This window comes from Streptomyces sp. NPDC048506, assembly GCF_040651315.1.
Lineage (GTDB): Bacteria > Actinomycetota > Actinomycetes > Streptomycetales > Streptomycetaceae > Streptomyces.
Window position 1 is genome coordinate 18,882 of the sequence record NZ_JBEZIX010000014.1, and the last position, 21,810, is coordinate 40,691.

At 72.2% G+C, this 21,810-nt stretch carries 17 protein-coding genes and 3 pseudogenes; 9 read left to right on the forward strand and 11 right to left on the reverse strand.

The annotated features are described in order from the left end of the window. Position 1: 1 nt before the first annotated feature. Together AB0C96_RS13610 and AB0C96_RS13615 are read right to left on the reverse strand one after the other, a co-directional pair. Positions 2–607: a (2Fe-2S)-binding protein gene (locus AB0C96_RS13610; RefSeq protein ID WP_362916876.1), complete on the reverse strand. Its 606-nt coding sequence runs from the start codon at positions 605–607 to the stop codon at positions 2–4. Beyond that, positions 598–1,485 (reverse strand): FAD binding domain-containing protein, encoded by an 888-nt coding sequence (locus AB0C96_RS13615; protein WP_362916878.1) that lies wholly within the window; start codon positions 1,483–1,485, stop codon positions 598–600. The genes AB0C96_RS13610 and AB0C96_RS13615 overlap by 10 nt, the downstream gene beginning before the upstream one ends. Positions 1,486–1,750: 265 nt before the next feature. Here AB0C96_RS13615 and AB0C96_RS13620 point away from each other — a divergent pair, with 265 nt between their 5' ends. From AB0C96_RS13620 to AB0C96_RS13630, 3 genes are all read left to right on the forward strand, one after another. After that, entirely contained in the window at positions 1,751–3,412 is a 1,662-nt protein-coding gene (locus AB0C96_RS13620; protein WP_362916880.1) for a PucR family transcriptional regulator ligand-binding domain-containing protein, read from the forward strand. Positions 3,413–3,729: 317 nt separating this feature from the next. After that, positions 3,730–4,584, forward strand: coding sequence for a hypothetical protein (locus tag AB0C96_RS13625; RefSeq protein WP_362916882.1), 855 nt, complete (start codon positions 3,730–3,732; stop codon positions 4,582–4,584). A gap of 438 nt (positions 4,585–5,022) precedes the next feature. Beyond that, entirely contained in the window at positions 5,023–5,904 is an 882-nt protein-coding gene (locus AB0C96_RS13630) for a hypothetical protein (RefSeq protein ID WP_362916884.1), read from the forward strand. Positions 5,905–5,945: 41 nt separating this feature from the next. Here the strand turns inward: AB0C96_RS13630 and AB0C96_RS13635 are convergent, their stop codons facing one another. Further along, positions 5,946–6,644, reverse strand: a complete 699-nt coding sequence (locus AB0C96_RS13635) for a GntR family transcriptional regulator (RefSeq protein ID WP_362916886.1) — start codon at positions 6,642–6,644, stop codon at positions 5,946–5,948. A gap of 174 nt (positions 6,645–6,818) precedes the next feature. Between AB0C96_RS13635 and AB0C96_RS13640 the strand changes: the two genes are divergently transcribed. Further along, positions 6,819–7,661 carry a (2Fe-2S)-binding protein gene (locus AB0C96_RS13640; protein WP_362916888.1) on the forward strand — a complete coding sequence of 281 codons (843 nt, stop codon included), beginning with the start codon at positions 6,819–6,821 and terminating at the stop codon, positions 7,659–7,661. A gap of 195 nt (positions 7,662–7,856) precedes the next feature. Next, positions 7,857–8,957: a DUF2637 domain-containing protein gene (locus AB0C96_RS13645; RefSeq protein WP_362916890.1), complete on the forward strand. Its 1,101-nt coding sequence runs from the start codon at positions 7,857–7,859 to the stop codon at positions 8,955–8,957. A gap of 39 nt (positions 8,958–8,996) precedes the next feature. Here AB0C96_RS13645 and AB0C96_RS13650 read toward each other — a convergent pair whose 3' ends face one another. Further along, the gene (locus AB0C96_RS13650) at positions 8,997–9,374 is read right to left on the reverse strand and encodes an ATP-binding protein (RefSeq protein WP_362917093.1); all 378 of its coding nucleotides are present in this window, start codon (positions 9,372–9,374) and stop codon (positions 8,997–8,999) included. Positions 9,375–9,699: 325 nt separating this feature from the next. On the opposite strand from AB0C96_RS13650, the gene AB0C96_RS13655 reads away from it, so the two are divergent. After that, a complete protein-coding gene (locus tag AB0C96_RS13655) occupies positions 9,700–12,894 on the forward strand; it encodes a glycoside hydrolase family 38 C-terminal domain-containing protein (protein WP_362916892.1) in 3,195 nt (1,064 codons plus the stop codon). A 1-nt stretch (position 12,895) separates the two neighbouring features. Here AB0C96_RS13655 and AB0C96_RS13660 read toward each other — a convergent pair. The 3 genes and pseudogenes from AB0C96_RS13660 to AB0C96_RS13670 form a co-directional block, all read right to left on the reverse strand. After that, a pseudogene (locus AB0C96_RS13660) lies at positions 12,896–13,468 on the reverse strand (thiamine pyrophosphate-dependent enzyme); the annotation flags it as partial. Positions 13,469–13,758: 290 nt separating this feature from the next. Beyond that, the gene (locus AB0C96_RS13665; protein WP_362916894.1) at positions 13,759–14,082 is read right to left on the reverse strand and encodes a hypothetical protein; all 324 of its coding nucleotides are present in this window, start codon (positions 14,080–14,082) and stop codon (positions 13,759–13,761) included. Further along, positions 14,082–14,429, reverse strand: a complete 348-nt coding sequence (locus AB0C96_RS13670; RefSeq protein WP_362916896.1) for an HNH endonuclease — start codon at positions 14,427–14,429, stop codon at positions 14,082–14,084. The genes AB0C96_RS13665 and AB0C96_RS13670 overlap by 1 nt, the downstream gene beginning before the upstream one ends. A gap of 39 nt (positions 14,430–14,468) precedes the next feature. On the opposite strand from AB0C96_RS13670, the gene AB0C96_RS13675 reads away from it, so the two are divergent. After that, positions 14,469–15,050: a DUF4352 domain-containing protein gene (locus AB0C96_RS13675; protein ID WP_362916898.1), complete on the forward strand. Its 582-nt coding sequence runs from the start codon at positions 14,469–14,471 to the stop codon at positions 15,048–15,050. 1,194 nt (positions 15,051–16,244) lie between these two features. Here AB0C96_RS13675 and AB0C96_RS13680 read toward each other — a convergent pair. The 3 genes and pseudogenes from AB0C96_RS13680 to AB0C96_RS13690 all read right to left on the reverse strand — a co-directional run bounded on the left by AB0C96_RS13680 (position 16,245) and on the right by AB0C96_RS13690 (position 19,024). Beyond that, complete coding sequence (locus AB0C96_RS13680) at positions 16,245–16,874, reverse strand: recombinase family protein (protein ID WP_362916900.1); 630 nt, start codon at positions 16,872–16,874, stop codon at positions 16,245–16,247. A 13-nt stretch (positions 16,875–16,887) separates the two neighbouring features. Further along, positions 16,888–17,277 (reverse strand): annotated as a pseudogene (locus AB0C96_RS13685) (thiamine pyrophosphate-binding protein); the annotation flags it as partial. A gap of 151 nt (positions 17,278–17,428) precedes the next feature. Further along, on the reverse strand, positions 17,429–19,024 hold the full coding sequence (locus tag AB0C96_RS13690; protein WP_362916902.1) for a protein phosphatase 2C domain-containing protein: 1,596 nt from the start codon (positions 19,022–19,024) through the stop codon (positions 17,429–17,431). A 195-nt stretch (positions 19,025–19,219) separates the two neighbouring features. On the opposite strand from AB0C96_RS13690, the gene AB0C96_RS13695 reads away from it, so the two are divergent. Both AB0C96_RS13695 and AB0C96_RS13700 read left to right on the forward strand, forming a co-directional pair. Beyond that, the gene (locus AB0C96_RS13695; protein WP_362916904.1) at positions 19,220–19,591 is read left to right on the forward strand and encodes a hypothetical protein; all 372 of its coding nucleotides are present in this window, start codon (positions 19,220–19,222) and stop codon (positions 19,589–19,591) included. 58 nt (positions 19,592–19,649) lie between these two features. Beyond that, complete coding sequence (locus AB0C96_RS13700; RefSeq protein WP_362916905.1) at positions 19,650–20,132, forward strand: DUF456 domain-containing protein; 483 nt, start codon at positions 19,650–19,652, stop codon at positions 20,130–20,132. Here the strand turns inward: AB0C96_RS13700 and AB0C96_RS13705 are convergent. Beyond that, positions 20,063–21,667: pseudogene (locus AB0C96_RS13705) on the reverse strand (AlkA N-terminal domain-containing protein); the annotation flags it as partial. The gene AB0C96_RS13700 and the pseudogene AB0C96_RS13705 overlap by 70 nt on opposite strands. Positions 21,668–21,810 lie beyond the last annotated feature (143 nt).

Sequence of the window (21,810 nt, forward strand, 5' to 3'; positions counted from 1 at the left end):
ATCAGGCCCCCTGTCCGGCGGTGTGGTTCTCGCCGCGGGCCGCCGCCAGCCGCACCGCGTCGAGGATCTTCTCGTAGCCCGTGCAGCGGCACAGGTTGCCGGACAGCGCCTCACGGATGTCGGCGTCCGACGGGGAGCCGTTGCGCTCCAGCAGTTCGTCGGCGGCGACCAGCAGGCCCGGGGTGCAGAAGCCGCACTGCACGGCACCGGCGTCGATGAACGCCTGCTGGATCGGGGAGAGTTCGACCTGCTCGCCGGTCTGGCTGTCGGCCGAGGCCGGCTTGGCCTGCCACCGCTGGGCCTCGTCGACGCTCGTACCGCAGGTGCCGGAGGCGCACCCGGCGTGCTCGGCGCGCTGCTTGGCGTAGTCCGCCAGACCCTCGACGGTCACCACCTCGCGGCCCTCGACCTGGCCGGCGGCGACCAGGCAGGAACACACCGGCACACCGTCCAGGCGGACCGTGCAGGAACCGCACTCGCCCTGCTCACAGGCGTTCTTCGAACCCGGCAGGCCCATCCGCTCGCGGAGGACGTACAGCAGGCTCTCGCCTTCCCAGACATCGTCGGCCTCCTGCTGGCGGCCGTTGACGGTGAATGTCACGCGCACTGTGCGCTCCTCTCATTTCCGCGGTAGGACTCCCAGGTCCAGCCGAGGGTGCGGCGCGCCATGATGCCGACCGCGTGCCGGCGGTACTTGGCGCTGCCGCGCACATCGTCGATCGGGTTGCAGGCGCCGGAGGCGAGCTGCGCGAACTGCTTCGCCACGGACGGCGGGATGGGGTTGCCGGACTCCCAGAAGCCGCCCTCGTCCAGTGCCGCGGCGAGGAATTCCTCGGCCGCCTTGGCGCGTACCGGCGTCGGCGCGGCCGAGCCGATGCCGGTACGGACGGTGCGGGTCTCGGGGTGCAGCGCGATGCCGAACGCGCACACCGCGATCACCATCGCGTTGCGGGTGCCCACCTTGGAGAACTGCTGGGGGCCGTCGGCCTTGGGCAGGTGCACCGCACGGATCAGCTCGTCGGGCTGGAGCGCGTTGCGCTTGACCCCGAGGTAGAACTCGTCGATCGGGATCATCCGGACGCCGCGGACGGACTCGACCTCGACCTCACAGCCGGCGGCGAGCAGCGCCGGGTGCGCGTCGCCGGCCGGCGAGGCGGTGCCGAGGTTGCCGCCGACGCCGCCGCGGTTGCGGATCTGCGGGGAGGCGACCGTGTGCGACGCCAGGGCCAGGCCGGGGAGTTCGCCGCGCAGGTTCTCCATGATCTGGGTGTACGGAACGGAGGCGCCCAGGCGTACGGTCCTCTCCCCGACCTCCCACTCGCTCAGGTCGGCGATGCGGTTGAGGTCGAGCAGAAACTCGGGGCGGCGGTGGTCGAAGTTGATCTCGACCATCACGTCCGTGCCGCCCGCGATCGGCACAGCTGTGGGGTGCTCGGCCTTCGCGGCGAGCGCCTCCTCCCAGCTGGCGGGGCGAAGGAAGTCCATGGTTGGCCTCTTCTACGAGAATATCGGGACGTTCGCTACTCATGGTGAGGACGCGAGGACCTCGTCGCCATGGAGCCGTTCATGTCTTGTTAACGCGGTTGGCCTTAGTGAACGCTCAGGGGCCCCACCCGGTGCAGTCACCGAAAACATGAAGCGGTTGGCTGGCCAAGCCACCCGTCTTGTAGATTCGAACGAAAGACGAGGCTCTGAAACCTCGCGGCATTCCACCGGCAACACCAGACAGCAAAGAACGGCGGGCGAGGTCATGCGGCTCCGCGCACTCCTGGACACCCCATCACTGGGCCTACGGCTGCTCGGCGGCGAGGACGAGCTGGACCGCACTGTACGCGGCGTGATGACCACGGACCTGCGCGATCCCAGCCGCTACCTCTCCGGCGGCGAGCTGGTGCTGACCGGTCTGGCCTGGCGCCGCGAGCCGGAGGACTCCGAACGCTTCGTGCGCATCCTGGCCGGCGCCGGCGTCGCCGGGCTGGCGGCGGGCGAGGCCGAGCTGGGCGCCATCCCGGACGATCTCGTGCAGGCCTGCGCCCGGCACCGGCTGCCGCTGTTCTCGGTGGAGGAGGCGGTCTCCTTCGCCTCCATCACCGAGCACGTGGTGCGCCAGGTCTCCAGCGAGCGGGCCGGCGACCTGGCGGCCGTGGTGGACCGCCACCGCCGGCTGATGACGTCGGGCCCGGCGGGCGGCGGCCCGGAGGTGGTGCTGGACCTGCTGGGATCGGACCTGGACCTGCGGGCCTGGGTGCTCTCCCCCACGGGCCGGCAGATCGCCGGTTCGACGCTGGCCGACTCCGGCCCCGAGCTGTCCGGCGAGCTGTCCGCCCGGCTCGCCGGTGAGCATCTGGCGGCCGCCCGCTCCGGCCGCCGCGGCCCGCACCGGGTCACCCTCGGTGGCGCCACCTACTCGCTCTTCCCGATCCGCTACGAGGGCCGTGACCTGCGTCAGACGCTGCTCAGCGACTGGCTGCTGGCGGTCGAGGCGGACGCCGGCGACTGGCCCGAGGAGCGCCTCGACCTGCTGCACGGCGTCACCCAGCTGATCGCGGTGGAACGCGACCGTCGCGACGCCGCCCGCACGGTGCGCCGACGACTCGCCCAGGAGGTCCTGGAGCTCGTCCAGACCGGCGCGCCGCCCGCCGAGATCGCGGCCCGGCTGCGGGTGGCGGCCCCGGTCCTGCTGCCCGGTCTGGGCACCGCCCCGCACTGGCAGATCGTGGTGGCCCGGGTCGAGTGGGAGGGCGGCGACGTCCCCGGCGGCCCGGTGGCGCAGAGCCTGCTGGAGGAGATGCTGGTCGACCCGGGCACCTTCGGCCCGGAGCCGTCCGACCGGATCGCGGTGGCGCACACCGGCGACGAGGCGGTGGCTCTGGTGCCGCTGCCCGTCCCGGACGAGTCCGGCGATTCCTCGGCGGCCGGTCTGCACGCCGACGCGCTGCTCTCCGTCGTCCAGGAGCCGCTCGGCCGGGGTCTGGACGGCGACGGCCGGCTGACGGTCGGGGTGAGCGCCTCGGTGCACTCCGCGGAGGGCCTGCGCGGCGCCCTGGAGGAGGCCCGGCACGCCCGTCGGGTCGCCGCGGCCCGCCCGGGCCGGGTCTGCGCCGCCGGGCACGAGGAGCTGGCCTCCCACGTCCTGCTGCTGCCGTTCGTCCCCGACGACGTCCGCCGGGCCTTCACCGCCCGCCTGCTGGACCCGCTGCGGGACTACGACCGCCGGCACCGCGCCGAGCTGATCCCCACCCTGGAGGCGTTCCTGGACTGCGACGGCTCCTGGACCCGCTGCGCCACCCGGCTGCACCTGCACGTGAACACGCTCCGCTACCGGGTCGGCCGGATCGAGCAGCTGACCGGCCGCGACCTGTCCCGGCTGGAGGACAAGCTGGACTTCTTCCTGGCGCTGCGGATGAGCTGACCGCGGGGCGGGTCCGCGGTCCGCACACCACCCGCGCTCGCAGGTCCACGAAGATCGCAAAGACCCTTCCCTACGCCGTTCGGGGTAATCCGATCGGGCGGCACGGTGTCACCGGCGCACGCCGCGGCATCGTGCCCACTGCGCCGCAGTACGGCCGATCAGCGCCGTGCGAGCGGCTCGATGCGCCCTCCCGGCGATTGTGAAATCATTCACCCACCCCCTTGGCCCGGCAACGGAGTTCGTGCTGAGATTCGCCCCACGGCTTCCATTTCCAGCTCAATGGCGCGCTCGGGGAGGGCAATGTGGCGGATACCGCCATGTCAGGATCCGCGGATTCCGCGGAGCCGGTCAATGCTGTGGATCGGGTTTCGGTGGTGGTACCGGGACCGGCACCCGTACCGGAAGTACCGGCAGCCAGAGCGGTCGAGGGGGATGATCCCCTCGACCGCGCCGTTTGGCGGCTGCGTTCCCGCGGATGTTGGGACGACGCGGCCGCGCTCCTGGAACCACACGCCGCCCGGCACGCCCCGTTAGCGCTGCGCCGGGCCGCGCTCCTGGTGGAGCGCTGCATGTTCACGGCCACCGGCTGGGCCGAGGCCGAGGATGCGCTGCGCTCCGCCGAGGCGCTGGCCGGCGGCGACGACGAGCGCGGCGGAGCGGCCTGCGAACGCGGTCACCTCGCCTACGCCGCCACGGTCCTGGGCGTGCGGGACCGGGCCGACGAGGCCCGCTCGGCGCTGGGCCGGGCCGCCGCGCTGCTGGCCCCCACCGCGGCCGGCCGTCCGCTGCTGGACTTCCGCCGCGGGCTGATGGCGGAGCACATCGCCGACAGTCCGGACGCCGCCCGTGCCGCCTACCGCCGGGCGCACGCCGGCGCCACCGCGCAGGGCGACGCCCTGCTGCTCTCCTTCACCTGGCGGCATCTGGCCGGACTCGCCCTGCGGGACGGCGAGTTGACCGAGGCCCGGCACGGCTTCGCCGAGTCGCTGCGGATCCGCGAGGAGCTGGGCTTCCTGGTCGGCACCGCCCCGGCCCTGGCCGCGCTGGCGGACGCCGCTCCGGAGGCCGACGCGGACCGGTTGCGCGCCGAGGCGGCCCGACTCTTCCGCCTGATGGGCGGCGTCCCGACCTGGCTCGCCGACCACCTCTCCGCGGCCACGGCGGCTACGTAGCGCAACGACAAGGCTCCCGCGGGGACGGCCGGGCGACCGGGCCGACCGACGGGCGAACGGGCAGGACCGACGGCCAACCCTCCGCGCACGGCGGCTGGTTGGCCGTTCCCGTGCGCCGCCCTATGCCCCCGCCACCCGCTCACAGTCAACCCCCCGTCGTCAGCCATGCGGCCGCGAGCAGCGATTGGCCGGATCGTGACGGTCCCCGCGACGGATCGGCCGGGGCACGACGGTTGCCGCACGGGCCGGGCTTCGACGCGCCGAGCGAAGCGTGAGGTGGGACGATGAGCGAAGGCCCCAGGGGCAGCGGCGCCCCATGAGGCCTCATTGGCACCGAGAATGGCCGCAAGTCGCACTGTGACGCGGCAGTGGGGACTGGATGCTGGTCCAGGACCAGCTGGGCCCCCTCCCATTCACCGAGCCCTTGCAGGAGGCGCCGTGGCAGCAGGAGTGACGAAGACGACCGCTGGAACCGACTGGGGCAAGGCAGATTTCGAGGCGATATACAACTGCCCTGATCCCCGTCGGTACTTCACCACTTTGCAACCCCTGGACTACCAGATTCCGCACCACGGCCAGGCGGTGTTCCGCGCCGTGGTGGAGAGCCTGCAACGGCGCCGGGGCGACCACCCGCCGCTGAACGTCGTGGACCTGTGCTGCTCATACGGGGTCAATGCAGCACTGCTCAACCACCGGCTGTCCCTCTCCGACCTCTACCACCGCTACACGGGGTACCGTCCCGACACCCCCACGACCCGCCAACTCTCCGAGGCGGACCGCACGTTCTTCGCCACCCGGCGACGCGACCGAGCCGTCCGGGTGACCGGCCTGGACGCGGCGGAGCGCGCCGTCGGCTACGCCCGGGCGGTCGGCCTGCTCGACCACGGCTTCGCGGAGAACCTGGAGCTGGACGAGCCGAGCCCGGCCCTGCGGCGGGCGATGAAGGACACCGACCTGATCACGGTGACCGGCGGCGTCGGCTACATCACCGAGCGTACCTTCGGTCGGCTCTTCGCCTGCGTGGCGTCGCCACCCTGGGTAGCCGCGTTCGTACTGCGCGAGGTGTCCTACCGACCGGTCTCCGCGCTGCTGGCCCGGGCCGGCCTGGTGACGGAGAAGCTCACCAGCCGTACGTTCCGCCAGCGCCGGTTCGCGGACGGCGACGAGCGGCGGGCGGCCCTGGCCGCGCTGGCCGCACGCGGGCTGTCCATCGCCGGCAAGGAGGCCGACGGCTTCTACCACGCCGACCTCTACCTCTCCCGACCCGCCGCCGACATCGCGGCGCTCCCTCTGGTGGAGCTGCTGGCGGACACGCCCTGAGGCGTGCCCGGTCCGCCGGCCGGCGGACGCACCGTGAGCCGTCAGTGCGGGTGGCGTGCCGCCGAGACGTGCTCACGGGCGATCCGCTCGGCGACCGTGTGCTCCTGGGCGATCAGGGCGTCGAGCAGCGCGGTGTGCTCGGAGGCGTCCGCCAGCAGCTCGGCGGTGCGCAACCGGGAGCCGCCGGCCGCCGCCCACTGGGCACGGTGCAGCAGGTCGCAGGCCGTCTCGGTGAGCCGGCGGTTGCCGGTGAACGAGAGCAGCGCGTGGTGGAAGGCACGGTCCGCCTCGGCGTAGCCGACGCGGTCCCCGCCGGCGGCGGCCGCCACACCCGCGTCAGCGAGCGGACGCAGCTCCTGCCAGCGCTCCGGGGGCAGCGCCCGGGCCAACCGGACGATCGCGGGCACCTCCAGCATGGTGCGGACCTCGGCCAGTTCGGCGAGGTCGCGGGAGCTGTGCTCGGCGACCCGGAAGCCGCGGTTGGGCACGACCTCGACCGCGCCCTCGCCGGCGAGCTGCTGCATGGCCTCACGGACCGGCGTCGCGGAGACGCCGTAGCGCTCGGCGAGGGCGGGCGCGGAGTAGACCTCGCCGGGGAGCAGCTCCCCACCGACCAGCGCATGGCGCAGGGCGGCCAGCACCTGGCCGCGGACCGAGTGCCGCTGGGGCGCGACGGGGCCGGCCTGCGCGGGCAGCCAGACCCGTGCCCGCGGCTGCTGCTCCGCAGTGCCCTGCTCCATGACGGCTCCTCCTGACGTTCCCAGCACCATAGGCGGCCTCGGCCGCGGTGCAAATCCGGGAACCGGTCCCGACGGCCGGCGGTCCGCCGGGGACTGGCTCACGGCAGGCGCGGGTAAAGTCTTCGGATAAGGTAAGCCTTACCTGCTAACGATCGCGATTCGGTGGTCTTCCGCATGACGTCTGCCCCCGCCGCCCCGCTCGCCGCCACCCACCCCGTCACCGACGCCTACGCCCGGCTCTCCGAGGTGTTCCCCGGCCTGCGGGTGACCACCTGGGACGCGGCCCCGCCCGCCGGTGACGGCTGGGTGTGCGCTGCCGGGCTCGCGGCCGGCGGCGACTCCCTCGACGCCTTCCTCGCCTGGGACGACGCCCAGATCCAGCGGGACTACGGACAGCGCGCCCGGCCCGATGTGGTCGCCAGCTTCGCGCTGCACCGCTACGCCTGGCCCGCGTGCCTGCTGATCACCATCCCCTGGTTCCTGCACCGCCGGGTGCCGCGGCTGCCGGTGCAGGACGTCTCCTTCCAGCGCGAGCTGGGCCGGATGGCAGTGCGCGTCGGCTCGTTCGGGTGCCTCCCGGACGATCCCGCGGCCGAGCTGCCCGGGGCCCGGGTGGTACCGGACGAGGAGGCGCTGCGCGCCGAGGTGCGGGCGGCGGTGGCCGAGCACCTCCAGCCGGTGCTGGAAGGGTTCCGCACCCGGATGCGACGCGGGCCGCGGGCACTGTGGGGCATGGCTTCCGACGAGATCGTCGAGGGGCTCTGGTACCTGGGGCACCTGCTCGGCGAGGAGCCACGGGCGGTGGCCGAGCTGGAGCAACTGCTGCCCGGCGCCACCGCCCCGTACGTGGGCGGCGCCGGGTTCCGTACGCTGGCCGGCCCGGACGGCGCGGCGCTGCCGACCCGGGACCGGGCCAGCTGCTGCATGTTCTACACGCTGCGTCCCGAGGACACCTGCGTCACCTGCCCGCGCACCTGCGACGCGGATCGCATCAGGCGTCTCACCGCAACCACCTGACCCGCACACCACCCTTTCGGTCCATCAAATTCGAACTCAACTCCCCCTGTTCACAGGAGAGTTCGACGCCACACCCGCTATCTCCCGTTCCCTGCACCTCCTTGGCGTTCTCTTGCCCCGAAACCCCCTGTGGGAGGGCCGGATTCCGCCAGGATGACGCGCGCAATCGCGTACCCGAAGCAAGGGATCGAGGAAATGAGAACGACGGACATATCGCTGGATTGGCTGATCCCGGGCGCCCTGATGCTCGCCGGTGTGCTCGCTGCCGGGGTAGTGGTCCTGCGCGGCAAACGCACCGCCCTGGCCGGCGGTGACGACTCTTGGGAACGCAACGAGGAGCGTCGCCGACGCAAGGAGGCCGTCTTCGCCTCCGCCTCCTATCTGCTGCTGTTCTGCTGTGCCGCGGTCGCCGCCGCGCTGTCCTTCCACGGACTGGTCGGCTTCGGCGTCCAGAACCTCAGCCTCTCCGGGGGCTGGGAGTACCTGGTGCCGTTCGGCCTCGACGGCGCCGCGATGTTCTGCTCCGTACTCGCCGTACGGGAGGCCAGCCACGGCGACGCCGCGCTCGGCTCCCGCATGCTGGTGTGGACCTTCGCGGGCGCCGCCGCCTGGTTCAACTGGGTGCACGCGCCGCGCGGCCTGGACCACGAGGGCGCCCCGCAGTTCTTCGCCGGGATGTCCCTGTCCGCGGCGGTGCTCTTCGACCGGGCGCTCAAACAGACCCGCCGGGCGGCGCTGCGCGAACAGGGGCTGGTGCCCCGTCCGCTGCCGCAGATCCGGGTCGTGCGCTGGCTGCGCGCGCCCCGCGAGACCTTCGCGGCCTGGTCGTTGATGCTGCTGGAGGGCGTACGGTCGCTGGACGAGGCGGTCGAGGAGGTCCGCGAGGACCGGCGCCAGAAGGAGCTCAACCGGCTGCGCAGACGCGAGCAGGGCAAGATCGACCGGGCGCGCATCAAAGCCATCAACCGGCAGCACCGCTCCTGGAGCATCGGCCGGACCGGCGGCCGGCAACTCGCGGTCACGTCCGCAACGGCCGCCCCGTCCGAGGTGGCCGGCGCGGACTCTGCCATAGCCGGCGACCCGCCGCCCCCACCCACCATGGATATGCCCGTGCGCTCCCGCCCGGCCCTCAAGGCCGTGTCAGGCGCTGATGCCGATACAGCCACCGATACCGTCGAGGGCCCGCCCGGGCCCTGGCGGGCCGTGGACCTCACCGCCGAGGACGACACCCAGACGCTGCCCCGTCTGGACTCCCTTGAGGAGAAACTCGCCGAGATCGAACGGCAATTCGGTTGACCGGTGGCGGACCGGGCCGACCGACACCCCCGCACAGGGTCAGGCCGGTCCGCCACCCAGCTCGAACCAGACGCACTTGCCGAACCCCTCGGCGCGGATGCCCCAGGCGTCGGCCAGGGAACGCACCAGCATCAGCCCCCGTCCGGACGTCCCGTCCGTGGTCGCCGGCTGCACCTCCGGGTTCCCCGGCGCCCAGTCCCGCACCTCGACCCGCAGTCGGTCGCCGACCCGCGCCGTCACCACGGCCCCGCCGTCCGCATGGACCAGGGCGTTGGTGACCAGTTCGCTGGTGAGCAGCGTGGCGACCTCCGCCACATCGCCGCCGCCGGGCGCCGCCCAGCGGCTCAATAACTGCCGTAGCTCCCGGCGCACCTCGCCGACCGCGCGCAGATCCGCGTGCCGCACCCTCCGCTGCAACACCCTCGGCGCTCGTGCGGCGACTCCCCCACCGCGGCCCCCTTCGGTCGTCCCCTGTTGTCTGTCCCGCTCCTCGCGCCGCACAGGCTGACGCATACTCTCCCCCGCCCCCAACGAACATCGGCGCCCGGTCTCGAACAGCCTCACGGTCAGCATGCCCATCCGATCAGTCGCCATGCTTCGGGCCGCCCGGTCGTCGCACCGCACCCGCGCGCCGGGTGGGCCGGACCGGCCCCAACGGGTATGCCTGACCCGGGGCCGCCGTGGATCCGGGCCCCCAACAGGGCCTGGGACACCTGGCGGACGACGAGCGTGAGGAGCCGCTGTGCACGACGACCGACTGCTGGTGGAGGGGCGCCTGGAGCGGGCGCTGGAGCAGTTCATCCGGCCCGCGCAGTACCCGTCGCGGGTGCCGCTGCGGCTCGCGGTGTGGCACGCGCCGGGAAGTGGGGCCTCCCCTGGTCGAGCGGAGTCGAGAGCTTGGGGAACGGTGCCGGTGCCGGTGGGCGAGGCGTTGCGGGCGACGTACGAGCCGTTCGCGGCGGGCGGAGAGTGGGGCCCGCCGTGGTCGACGAGCTGGTTCCGGCTGACCGGCGAGGTGCCCGCCGACTGGGCCGGGCGGCGGGTGGAGGTGGTCATCGACCCCGGCTTCAGCGGCGACGGCCCCGGGTTCCAGGCCGAGGGCCTGGTGTACGACCACGACGGGGTTCCCCTCAAGGGCATCCACCCCCGCAACCGGCATGTCCCGGTCGGCGCGCCGGTCCACGGCGGCGAGCAGGTCCGGCTGCTGCTGGAGGCCGCCGCGAACCCGGCAGTACTGCGCGACTTCCGCCCCACCGACCTCGGCGACGTCCGCACCGCCCCGCACCGCCCGCTGTACCGCTTCGCCTCGGCGGACCTGGCCGTCCTCGACGAGACCGTCTGGCATCTCGTCCTCGACGTCGAGGTGCTGTCGGAGCTGATGCACGAGCTGCCCGCCGACCGGCCGCGCCGGCACGAGATCCTGCGCGCCCTGGAGGACATGCTGGACGCGCTCGACCTCCACGACGTCGGCGGCACCGCGGCCGCCGGGCGGGCCGCGCTGACGGAGGTGTTGAACCGTCCGGCCGCCGCCAGCGCCCACCGCGTCTCGGCCACCGGGCACGCCCACATCGACTCCGCCTGGCTGTGGCCGCTGCGCGAGACCGTGCGCAAGGCCTCCCGAACCTTCGCCAACGTAACCCAACTAGCCCGTGAATACCCGGAGTTGGTGTTCGCCTGTTCCCAGGCCCAGCAGTACGCCTGGGTCAAGGAGCACCAGCCGCACATCTGGGAGCGCATCAAGGAGGCCGTACGGGAGGGCACCTGGGCGCCGGTCGGCTCGATGTGGGTGGAGTCGGACGCCAATATGCCGGGCGGCGAGGCGCTGGCCCGACAACTCGCGCACGGCAAGCGGTTCTTCCTGGAGGAGCTGGGGGTGGAGACCGAGGAGGTCTGGCTACCGGACTCCTTCGGCTACACCGCCGCCTTCCCGCAACTGGCCCGACTGGCCGGCGCGAAGTGGTTCCTGACCCAGAAGCTGTCCTGGAACCAGAGCGACCGGATGCCGCACCACACCTTCTGGTGGGAGGGCATCGACGGCACCCGGGTCTTCACCCACTTCCCACCCGTCGACACCTACAACGCCCGCTTCCACGCCACCGAACTCGCCCACGCCGAACGGAACTTCGCCGAGAAGGGCCGCGCCACCCGCTCTCTGGTGCCCTTCGGCTGGGGCGACGGCGGTGGCGGCCCGACCCGCGAGATGCTGGAGCGGGCCCGCCGGCTGCGCTCCCTGGAGGGCTCACCGCGCGTCGAGATCGAACCGCCGGCCCGGTTCTTCGCGTCCGCCCACGCGGAGTACGGCGCGGCGGCACCGGTCTGGTCGGGCGAGCTCTACCTCCAGTACCACCGCGGTACGTACACCTCGCAGGCGAAGACCAAACAGGGCAATCGGCGCAGTGAACACCTGTTGCGCGAGGCCGAGTTGTGGGCCGCGACCGCGGCGGTACGGGCGGACCGGCGCGCCGCGTACGCCTACCCGTACGACGCGCTCGACCGGATCTGGAAGACCGTCCTGCTGCATCAGTTCCACGACATCCTGCCGGGCTCCTCGATCGCCTGGGTGCACCGCGAGGCGCGGGACGCCTACGCGGCGGTGGCGGCGGAGCTGACCGGGATCATCGAGGCGGCGATCGGAGCGCTGGGCGGGACCGGTGCGACCGGGGCGGGGTCGCCCGTGGTGTTCAACGCGTCGCCGTACGACCGGGACGAGATCGTCGAGCTGCCGTCCGGGGCGGCCGGCGAGGGCACGGGCGAGCGCACCGCCGTCGCGGTCCACGTGCCCGCGCTGGGCTCGGCGGCCGTCCACCCGGCCGGCGCCGGCTCCCCCACCCCGGCGCTCCCGCCGGTACGCGCGGCGACCGATCCCACCGGCACCGTCACCCTCGACAACGGGCTCCTCCGCGTACGGATCGACCGCGACGGACTGCTGACCTCCGTGTACGACCTGCACGCCGGACGGGAGGTCCTGGCACCGGGCGCGCGCGGCAACCTGTTGCAGCTGCACCCCGACCACCCGAACAAGTACGACGCCTGGGACCTCGACCGGCACTACCGCAACCGGCACACCGATCTGACCGACGCCGAGTCCGTCGAGCTCACCGCGTCCGGGCCGCTGGCCGCGGCGGTCCGGGTGACCAAGGCGTTCGGCGCCGGGTCCCGGATCGACCAGGTGCTGACCCTGCGCGCGGGCTCACGCCGGCTCGACATCCGCACCGACGTCGACTGGCACGAGTCGGAGAAGGTCCTCAAGGCCGCCTTCCCGCTGGACGTGCACGCCGAACGGTCCACCTCCGAGGTGCAGTTCGGGCATCTGCACCGGCCCACCCACACCAACACCAGCTGGGACGACGCGCGCTTCGAGATCTGCGCACACCGCTGGCTGCGGGTCGCCGAGCCCGGTTACGGCGTCGCGCTGGTCAACGACTCCACCTACGGCCATGACGTCACCCGCGCCCCGCACCCCGAGGGCCTGGGCACGACCGTACGGCTGACGCTGCTGCGTGCCCCGCACAGCCCCGACCCGGAGACCGACCAGGGCACCCACCGCTTCACCTACGCGCTGCTGCCCGGAGCCGGCGTCGGCACGGCCGTGGCCGAGGGACTGGCCCTCAACCTGCCCCTGCGGACCGCCACCGGAGCACCGCCGGTGGCGCCGTTGATCCGCGTCGACCACCCGGCCATCACCGTCGAGTCGGTCAAGCTCGCCGAGGACCGCAGCGGCGACGTGGTGGTGCGGCTGTACGAGTCCCGGGGCGGCCGGGCCACTGGCACGCTCTGTCCCGGCTTCCCCGTCGAACGGGTCACCGTGACCGATCTGTTGGAGCGCCCGCTGCACGACGAACAGGAGGGCCCGACCGCGGAGGTGACGCTCGCCCTGCGCCCGTTCCAGATCCTGACGCTCCGACTGCGTCCCCAGCGGCGGCCGGCCGCCAAGTGAGCTACACCCGGGGGATGTTGCGCAGATTGGACCTGGCCATCTGGAGCATCCGGCCGACGCCGCCGTCGAGCACCATCTTGCCGGCCGACAGCGCGAAGCCGGACACCATCTCCGCGCTGATCTTCGGCGGGATGGACAGCGCGTTGGGGTCGGTGACGACGTCGACCAGCGCCGGGCCCTTGTGCCGGAAGGCCTCCCGCAGGGCGCCGCGCAGCTGCTTGGGCTTCTCCACACGTACGCCGTGCGCCCCGGCCGCGCGGGCGATCGCCGCGAAGTCCGGGTTGCGGTTGGTCGTGCCGTACGACGGCAGGCCCGAGACCAGCATCTCCAACTCGACCATGCCCAGCGAGGAGTTGTTGAAGAGCACCACCTTCACCGGCAGGTCGTACTGGATCAGGGTGAGGAAGTCGCCCATCAGCATGGAGAACCCGCCGTCGCCGGACATCGAGACGACCTGGCGTCCGCGGTCGATGAACTGGGCGCCGATCGCCTGCGGCAACGCGTTGGCCATCGAGCCGTGGCTGAACGAACCGATCACCCGGCGTCGGCCGTTGGGGGTGAGGTAGCGGGCCGCCAGGCCGAGTGCTTCGAAGCGGCCGACGTGGGCGCCAAGTCCGCTCTTGTCGCAGCCCTTCAGGCGGGAGAAGAACGCGGAGTCGTAGAGGAGTCGGCCCTCGTTGTGATCGACCGCGTAGCAGTCAACTACAAGGCCGGTGTACTCGTCACCGTGCCTCACGGGCTCGCCCTGTACGTCGCCGGGGCCGTGGCGGACAAAATGTTCCGTCCATGCGACCGCGAGCCAGCCCGGAGAGCGGGAGCGGTCGTGACCGGGGGCGCGCACGATAGCGCGCGGCATCCGGTGGCCTAACTGGTGAGGCGCTGACGGCGCGAGTTGATGTCGGAGACATTGCCGCCAGTGACCGTCGGGGCTGCCGGCTTGCTTGTCGGGTCGTCGACCTTCAGCTTCAAGCGGTCACGGCCCTCCGGCGTGGCGCCGAACTTAGCCGCGCGGGGCCGCACTTCAGCGACGAGCGTCCATTGCCCCTTGGACCACATGGCGTGGCGCTCCTTTGGCGCCTTCGCCAGCGCTCCGACGTCGATGCCGTTCACACGCACGCGCGTTGGGATGAGCGGAGTTCCTGGCTCGTGATTGGCCTCCACGACCTCCACCACTGCGCCATCAGCCATCAGTCCTCCAGCGCAGGGTGAGTAGTGGAGGGCCGCTCTGTACGCACCCTGCTGCGGGCCGCTGCTACGGCACCTTCCTGCCCGCTCTTCCTGGCGTGGCACCAGCGGCACAGCAGCCGTAGGTTGTCGTCGCTGTGATCGTCGCCAGGGACGATGTGGTCCACGTCGGTGCCGAGCTGCGTGCAGCGCCCGCCTATCTCGTAGACCATGGTGCAGCGGTAGCCGTCACGGCACTTGACCCGCTTCACGATGGTCGCCCAGTTCGACAGAAGCCGGCCTCGTCGGGCACTTCCGTCCCAAGCTATTTCGACTCCGATCATGTCGGGCTTGTCGTAGTGTTCGCTCATTCGCGGACAGAGGGTCCGCTGGAAACTCAGGGGGACGCCATGCGCCCATCTATGCGCGCGTGTGCGGCGGTTACTGTCGCGCTAGGTATCATCGGGCCGATCGCCGGCTGTTCTTCACCTGAGGAGGCACCCAGCGATGCGCACACGTCCGCTCCCACGCCGAAGCAGGAGAAGCCCGCGAAGGCTCCGAAGGGCGATGTGAAGGCGCCCGTTATCGGCGTCGGAAAGTCCGGCACGTACACGACCGTCGACAGCTACTCGGGCGCCAAGACGACCATGTCCGTAACGCTCCACTCCGTGAAGTACGTGACGCCGGATGAAATCGGCGGGTCAACACCGAAGGGCCGCTTCGCCGTCCTCACCGTTGAAGTGAAGAACGTCGGTAGCAAAGACGGCGGCTTCCATCCATACGGCATGATGAAGTGGGAGGACGCATCCACGGCAGCCCAAGAGGCCTCCACCCTGGAGAACACCGGCACTCAGGACGTCGACACGACGTACCACCCGGGCCAGGCCGTCACAGGGGACGTCGTCCTGGACGTGCCGCGGAAAGGCGGGAAGGCCCTCTACCGCGACCAGTTGGGGCCGGAGTCCATTGTCTTCGCACTGCCGTCGAAGTAGCCACGCATGGAAATGCCCCAGTGCGGGATCCCTCCTCCATGTCGGGGCTAGCGCATGAAGTGCACGCAGCGGTAGGCGAGTTGAGCACCCGACATGGTAGCTTCAGCACACGCCTACACACAGGAGGATCCGTTGACTTCGTCGCTTATCGCGCGTCAACCGGCAACCGGCTGGTTGCGGGCTCCATAGCCCGTTGCGTGTAGCTGGGTGACCACTTCTCACAGGAGTGGTGTGTCCAAATCCAGCGAGCGAACAAGTCAACGGAGGTACCGTGTCGACCACTTCGACGCAGCAGAGGTGCAACCATCCGGCCCGGGACGTAGCGATCGTCACTCTCAGCTCTGCCGTGGTATCGCTCGCCGCCACCATTGTCGTGATGGCGTTCAGCGGTCCGCCCCTGGCCGTCTTCGGGGCGGGCGGCAGCACTTTTGTCGCCGCAATCGGCGCTGGGATGAACATCCTTAGCCACGTTCGGCGCAACGCTTAAGCAACCATCGGGGCGGCTCATTACGGGCCGCCCCGCTTTACAGGGGCCCGGGTACGCGCGCTCTGCCGTCGCCAAACCGATGACGGAGACGCCGGCGGTGTCTCAGGCAGCGTCGAGGTTTACCCGAACAGCGTCCCTTCTGTGCGAGCCTTTGCGATATTTGATGCCAACGGCGAGAAGTTCCACGCCATCAACCACGCGCACCGCCCAATGAAATTCGTACTGCAGTGGAGGGACGGCTCCGGAAGGGTCCACACCGCAGTGAACATGGTTCTGCATCACGGTGAACGCCGAGACTGGAACCTGTCGCTGCCTGAGGGTGTCCGGGTCGGTATCGCCACCGGTGACTCCATCATGGGGCACGCAGGCATGACCACTCTCCGCCCCTAAGGTAGGTTAACGACCTAGATAGTCGCCCCGTCAGCTCTGTGCAGACGGGGCCTCGTTACCCGAGTCGCTGTCATGCGTGATCACAGCCGGATTCAAACCGGCGCTACCGCAAGCGTGGCCACTTGCTCCGAAGAACGGAACTCGATCACTGCTGCATGCCTTCTTCGACCTCTGGGCTACACGATCCGTTGACGTCGACTGGTTGTACCAGCGCACAGGGTGCGGAGGTTTCCCGCCCGCAGACGGCCGCGTTTCACGCTCCCCCCGTCGCACGTCCCCTGGACGCACACGGGAAACCTATGAGCACCCGGGCCGCTCTACCGCGCTTCAACACAGGAGGAGAGGAGCGAGCTGACCATGCCCGGATTCCAGCGCGCTGCAGGATCCACGTCGCGCGGTGGGGTGGCCACCATCCGGCGGTGGTTTGCCGGCGTGAGTCCGGGGTGCTCCTTGTTCACCCATGCTGCGATGACGTGGTAGCTCTTCTGGTCCAGCACCAGACGAACCATGTCGTCGATGATGTCGGCCGTCTTTTCGTGACGGGCCAGCCACCACCCTTCATCTTCCTCCGGGTGTGGTGCGGGAACGCGTCCGAACGGCACCCTGCCGCCCTTCCAGCGCCCGACGGTGCGCAGATATGCGGAGGCACCCTGCGTGCGCTCCTGGATGGCTTGAACCTCCATCTGGGCAGCGAACGCCAGGATCATGAGGATCAGTTCCGACATGGGCGACGTCATATCCAGCTCCAGGCGCCCACCCCCGGGCCCCTCAGCGAAGATCAAGCGCTTTTTGTTCCCGCGCGCCCACCCAGCCAGCCATGCCATGTCTCGCATGGACCGTACGGCACGGTCCAAACGCCACCAGGCGATAGCGTCAAATTCGTCGGGCCGATCAAACCAAGGCCCCAGCTCTGGGCGGTCCTTGGGAGCGACCTTTGCCGCGCTCACGTCGAGGTCGTCCGATCATCCGGGCCAGCTTGTCGATCTCGTCGTCGCCGGGCCGTACGGAGGGGCGGTCGGTGACCAGGGCGTGCTCGAAGGCGCGTTCAGGGGCCTGCTCGGCCGCGATGTCCCCCGGCAGGGAGACGACCGAGACGCCGCTCCGGCCGATGGCGTGCTGGATCGCGGTTTGCAGCACCCGGGGCATCTGCTTGTTGGTGAGCTGCGCCTCGGCCCCGGCGGCGAAGGGCGCGACCTCCTCGTGCCGGACCTGGATCCAGTCGAGCGCGGAGTTCCGGCGGACGGCGTCCACCACCGGGTTCAGGCTGTCGCCGACGACCCCGTAGAGCCGGCGCACCCCCGCCCGCACCAGGATGTCCACGAACTGCTCGGCCACGGTCTGCTTCGCCATGTCGCTGTCGCTCCTTCGACGGGGGTGCGGGTCGGGGGCTCCCGATGGCTTCCCTCCCATGTACCCACGCACGGCGGGGGCCCGCCTCCGGGTGCCCCGCCCCGCGGCTGCGCGGCCGTTCGCTCCGTGCGGCGCGATGCCTCCCCCACGACTACGACTCCCACACCCCGACAGCGGTGCGGTCCTTCGCGTGGCCCGCGGCGCGGAGTTGGGCGGCGGCGAGGAAGGGGGCCAGGCCCGGGGGTTCGGAGGTGGACCACTGGGCGGCGAGGCGGGCGGCGAAGGCGGGCTCCTGGTGCAGCGGTTCGGCCAGACCGACGCTGCACAGCAGCAGGGCGTCACCCGGACGGGCGAATGCGGCGCGGAAGAGGAATGGCTCCGGACGCGCCGGCCGTTCCGCTGTGTAGGGGCCGTGGGGGAGCCCCGGAGCGGGGCGGGGCAGGCCGCCGTCGGAGGGGGGTGGATCGTGGACGTCGTGGTCCGTCGTGGCGGGTTCCAGGTCCTGCCAGGCGCCGTCACGCAGCCGGAACAGGCCGCCCGCGCCGACGCCGAAGAAGACCCGGGTGCGGCAATCGGGATCGGCGGGCAGCAGCAGGCAGCGCAGGGCCGCGGTGTAGTGCTCCGGCACGGTGCCCAGTTCCAGTGCCCGGCCGCGCAGCTTGCCGAAGCTGCGGTCGGTGAGCCGTTGCAGCCCCGATTTCAGGGCGCCGCGATGGTCCGTGCGGATGTCCTCGGCCAGTCGGGTGTAGTTCCGGCCGACCGCGCCGCCGATCCAGGTGCAGACGTCGCGGGCGGCGCGGTGGGTGCCCTCGGCGTCCGGCCGGCCGGTGGCGACGGCGACCAGGATCAGGGCCTGCCGGCCGGCGCCGAAGCGGGCGGTGAGCAGCGCGTCCCGCCGCACCTCTCCGCGGTAGCGGGCGGAGTCGCCGCGCTGGGAGGCGGCACGGAGGGTCAGCGCACCGTATCGGGCGCCGTCCAGCGCGGTGTCGGGCACCAGCTCGTCGAGCGCGGCGGGGTCGGCGGCGGGCAGTGTGCCCGGCTCGGGTTCGTAGGTGGGCGGGCGGTCGCCGATGAAGTCGGTGGTGAGGGGCGGCGGTGCGCTCCAGCCGGCGAGCCCCGGGCGCCCGCCGGGACCGGTGGCCCGGAGCGGGATCGGCGTCGAGGGCGCGGGCGGTGGCGGCACCCGCCGTACGGGCGCCTCCCAGGGCTTCCGCGCGGTCGGGGCCGGTGGGGCGGGAAGCTCTTGGACCGGCTCGTCCGGTGGCTCCGCCCACCCCGGCGCACCCACCGCGCGCAGCGCGGAGGCGACCCGGTCGTCGAGGGTGTCCGGCGCATCGGACGGACCGACGTCGCGAGGAACGGAGGAGGCGGCGTCGGCGCCCGCGGGTCCGGTGCCGGCCGGTCCGGTGCCGGCCGGTCCGGTGCCGTGGGTCGTGCCGCCGTCGCCAGTCGTGTGGCGGCCGCCGGTCGCGCTGTGGCCGTCGGTCATGCTGCCGTCGTCCGTCGCGCCGACGTCGTCCGTCGCGCCGACGTCGTCCGTCGCGCCGACGTCGTCCGTCGCGCCGACGTCGTCGGTCCCGCCGACGACGTAGGCCGAGCCACCGTCGCAGGCCAAGCCACCGTCGTAGGACGTGCCGGACGACCGGGTGTCTCCGGTGTCGCACCCCGTCCCGCCGTCCTCGCCGTACAACTGCCGCCACCAGTCGTCCTCGCGACCACGCCGCCGTGCCGCCCCCTGCTCGTTCATGGCGGGTATTGTTCCTGGCCCGCCGCCGCCGAAACAGGGCGCGAAAAGGCGTTCCGCCGGGCGACCGGCCCCCACGGGCGACCACCCGGCGGATTGCGGTGGTCAGCGCCTCCCCGCGCCCGGCAGCGCCCGTCGCAGGCACGGACCACGACATGGCCGACCGGGTCGCCGTGGGAGTCGGTCGCGTACGACATCGTGTGCGAAGTCACCTGCGAGCGCCGCCAGTTGCGGTCGCAGGCCGAGCAGGCGCCTCGGGAGGGCAGCGGCCGCGCCGCTGCCGGCGCCCGTGCCGATGCCGATGCCAGTGCCGATGCCGATGCCGATGCCAGTGCTGATGCCGGTGCCGGCGCCCACGCCAAAACCGGTGCCGATGCCAATGCCAATGCCAGTAGCGGTGCCCGTACCAGTACTGGCGTCAGTGCCGGCCTCGACGAATCCGGGGAGCCCGTGGCCCGCCACGGCGTCCGCCCCCTGCGTCCGGCACGCCCGCAGCGTGCTCCGCCGCTACGCTCCCGCCGCGCCGTCGGCAAGCGCATCCCGCCCGGGTCCGGCAGGCTTGGGCCATGAGAGAGCGCAGCGCACGAGCCGTCACGGGGCGTGCGCCCGCCGGGAGTGGGGCCGGCGGATGAATGCGTGGCAGCTGATCGCGGTCGGGCTGGTCATGCTGCTCGGCCTGATCGGCGTGCTGGTGCCGGGTATCCCCGGGCCGCTGATCGTGTGGGCCGGCGTGCTGTGGTGGACGGTGACCGAGAAGTCCGTCCTGGCCTGGGCGGTGCTGATCGGCGCCACCGCCGTCCTCCTGCTGAACCAGGCGCTGAAGTGGCTGCTGCCGACCCGTGACCTGCGTGCCGCGGGCGCGCCGTACCGCACCCTGTTCCTGGCGGGCGCGGCCGGTATCGCCGGCTTCTTCGTGGTCCCGGTCATCGGTGGCCCATTGGGCGCGATCGGCGGCCTCTACCTGCTGGAACGGACTCGGCTCGGCAGCCACGGCGACGCCTGGTCCTCGGTGCGCACGGTCATGCGCACCATCGGGCTGAGCGTGCTGATCGAGCTGATGGCCTGCCTGGTGGTCGTGGGCGCCTGGGCGGGTGCCGTGCTCGCGGGCTGAGGTATCCGCCCGCCCGGCGGCAGTTCACCCTCCGGCAGCAGCCCGGCCTGCCACAGATGGTGCAGCGCATACGCTCCCCAGGGACGCCAAGCGCAGGCCCCGCCGCCCGCTCCCGCTCCCGCTCCCGCTTCCGCTTCCGGACCCGTGCCGCCCGCCGCACCGGGTCCGCCGTCCCTCACGTCCGGGTCGCCCAGCGCCCGCATCCGGATGTACGCGGCCGCCCGCGGGCCGACGCCGGGAAGCGCGGCCAGGGCCCGTTCGGCCGCGTCCCGGTCCGCGCCCGCGTCCAGCAGGATCGTGCCGTCGGCGAGCGCGGTGCACAGCGTCCGCACCGGTTCGACGACCTCCCCGCCGGTAAGCTCCGCGGGCGCCGGGAAGCAGTGGGTGAGCCCGCCGTCCGGCGCGTCCAGCGGCTTCCCGTATGCCCGGACGAGCGCGGCGGCGCGCTCCGGCGGTCCGCCGAGGACGATGCGTACGGCCAACTCCTCGGGGTCCGCGGCGCCCGGCGCGCGCAGCCCCGGGCACCCTGCCACCAGCGGGCCGAGCAGCGGATCCCGGCCGAGGCACTCGGCCACGGCGTACGGGTCGGCGTCCAGGTCGAACAGTCGACGCATCCGCTGGACGGCCGTCGACAGGTCCCGCAGATCGGTCAGCCGCAGCCGGCACTCCAGCCAGCCACCGTCCGCACCGCGCGCGGCCGGGCACACCAGCCCGGCCGGCGGTCGGCGCCGCCCGCGCGGACCGCGGGGCTCGTCGACCTCGACGATCCCGCTGCCGTGGGTGAGCCGCAACGTCCGGCGATAGGTGCGCGCACCGCGCTCCCCGCGCATCTCCTCGACCCCCGGCACCGCCCGTACCTGTAGGAAGTCGAAGACCTCGGTCGCCGCGTACGGCCCCCGGTAGGCGAGCCGCAGCGGAATCCCACCGGGCGCGGCCCGCTCCCCGTCCCCGCCCTCGACGTCCGCCGTACCGCCCCGCCGCGCGGCCGCCGCCCGCAGCTCGCTCGGCGTGCCGGCGTAGATCTCCCGCATGGTGTCGTTGAACTGACGGATGCTGGCGAATCCGGCCGCGAACGCCAGGTCGGTGACCGGCAGCCGGGTGGTCTGGAGCAGCACCCGTGCGGTGTGCGCCCGTCGGGCCCGCGCCAGCGCCACCGGTCCGGCGCCGAGCTCGGCCATCAGCTGCCGCTGCACCTGGCGGGTGCTGTACCCCAGCCGTCGGGCCAGCCCGCCGACGCCCTCCCGGTCGACCACGCCGTCCCCGATGAGCCGGATGGCCCGGCCGACCAGGTCCGCCCGCAGGTTCCACTCCGCGGAACCGGGCACCGCGTCCGGCCGGCACCGACGACAGGCCCGGAAGCCCGCCGCCTGGGCCGCGGCGGCCGACGGGAAGAACCGCACGTTCACCCGCTTGGGAGTGACCGCGGGGCAGCTCGGCCGGCAGTAGATACCGGTCGTCACCACCGCGAAGAAGAACTCCCCGTCGAACCGCGCATCCCGGCCGGACACCGCCTGGTACCTGGTCTCGTCGTCCATCACACTCTTCAGTGTGCGCCCCGGGCAGCGCCCTCGCTGGCGGAAATCGGACATGGCGCTCGGCAGCCGCCGACCCCGGCGGAATCCACCCCGCACAGAAACCACACCGCGCAGAATCCAGCCCGGCAGGAACATCCGCCGGC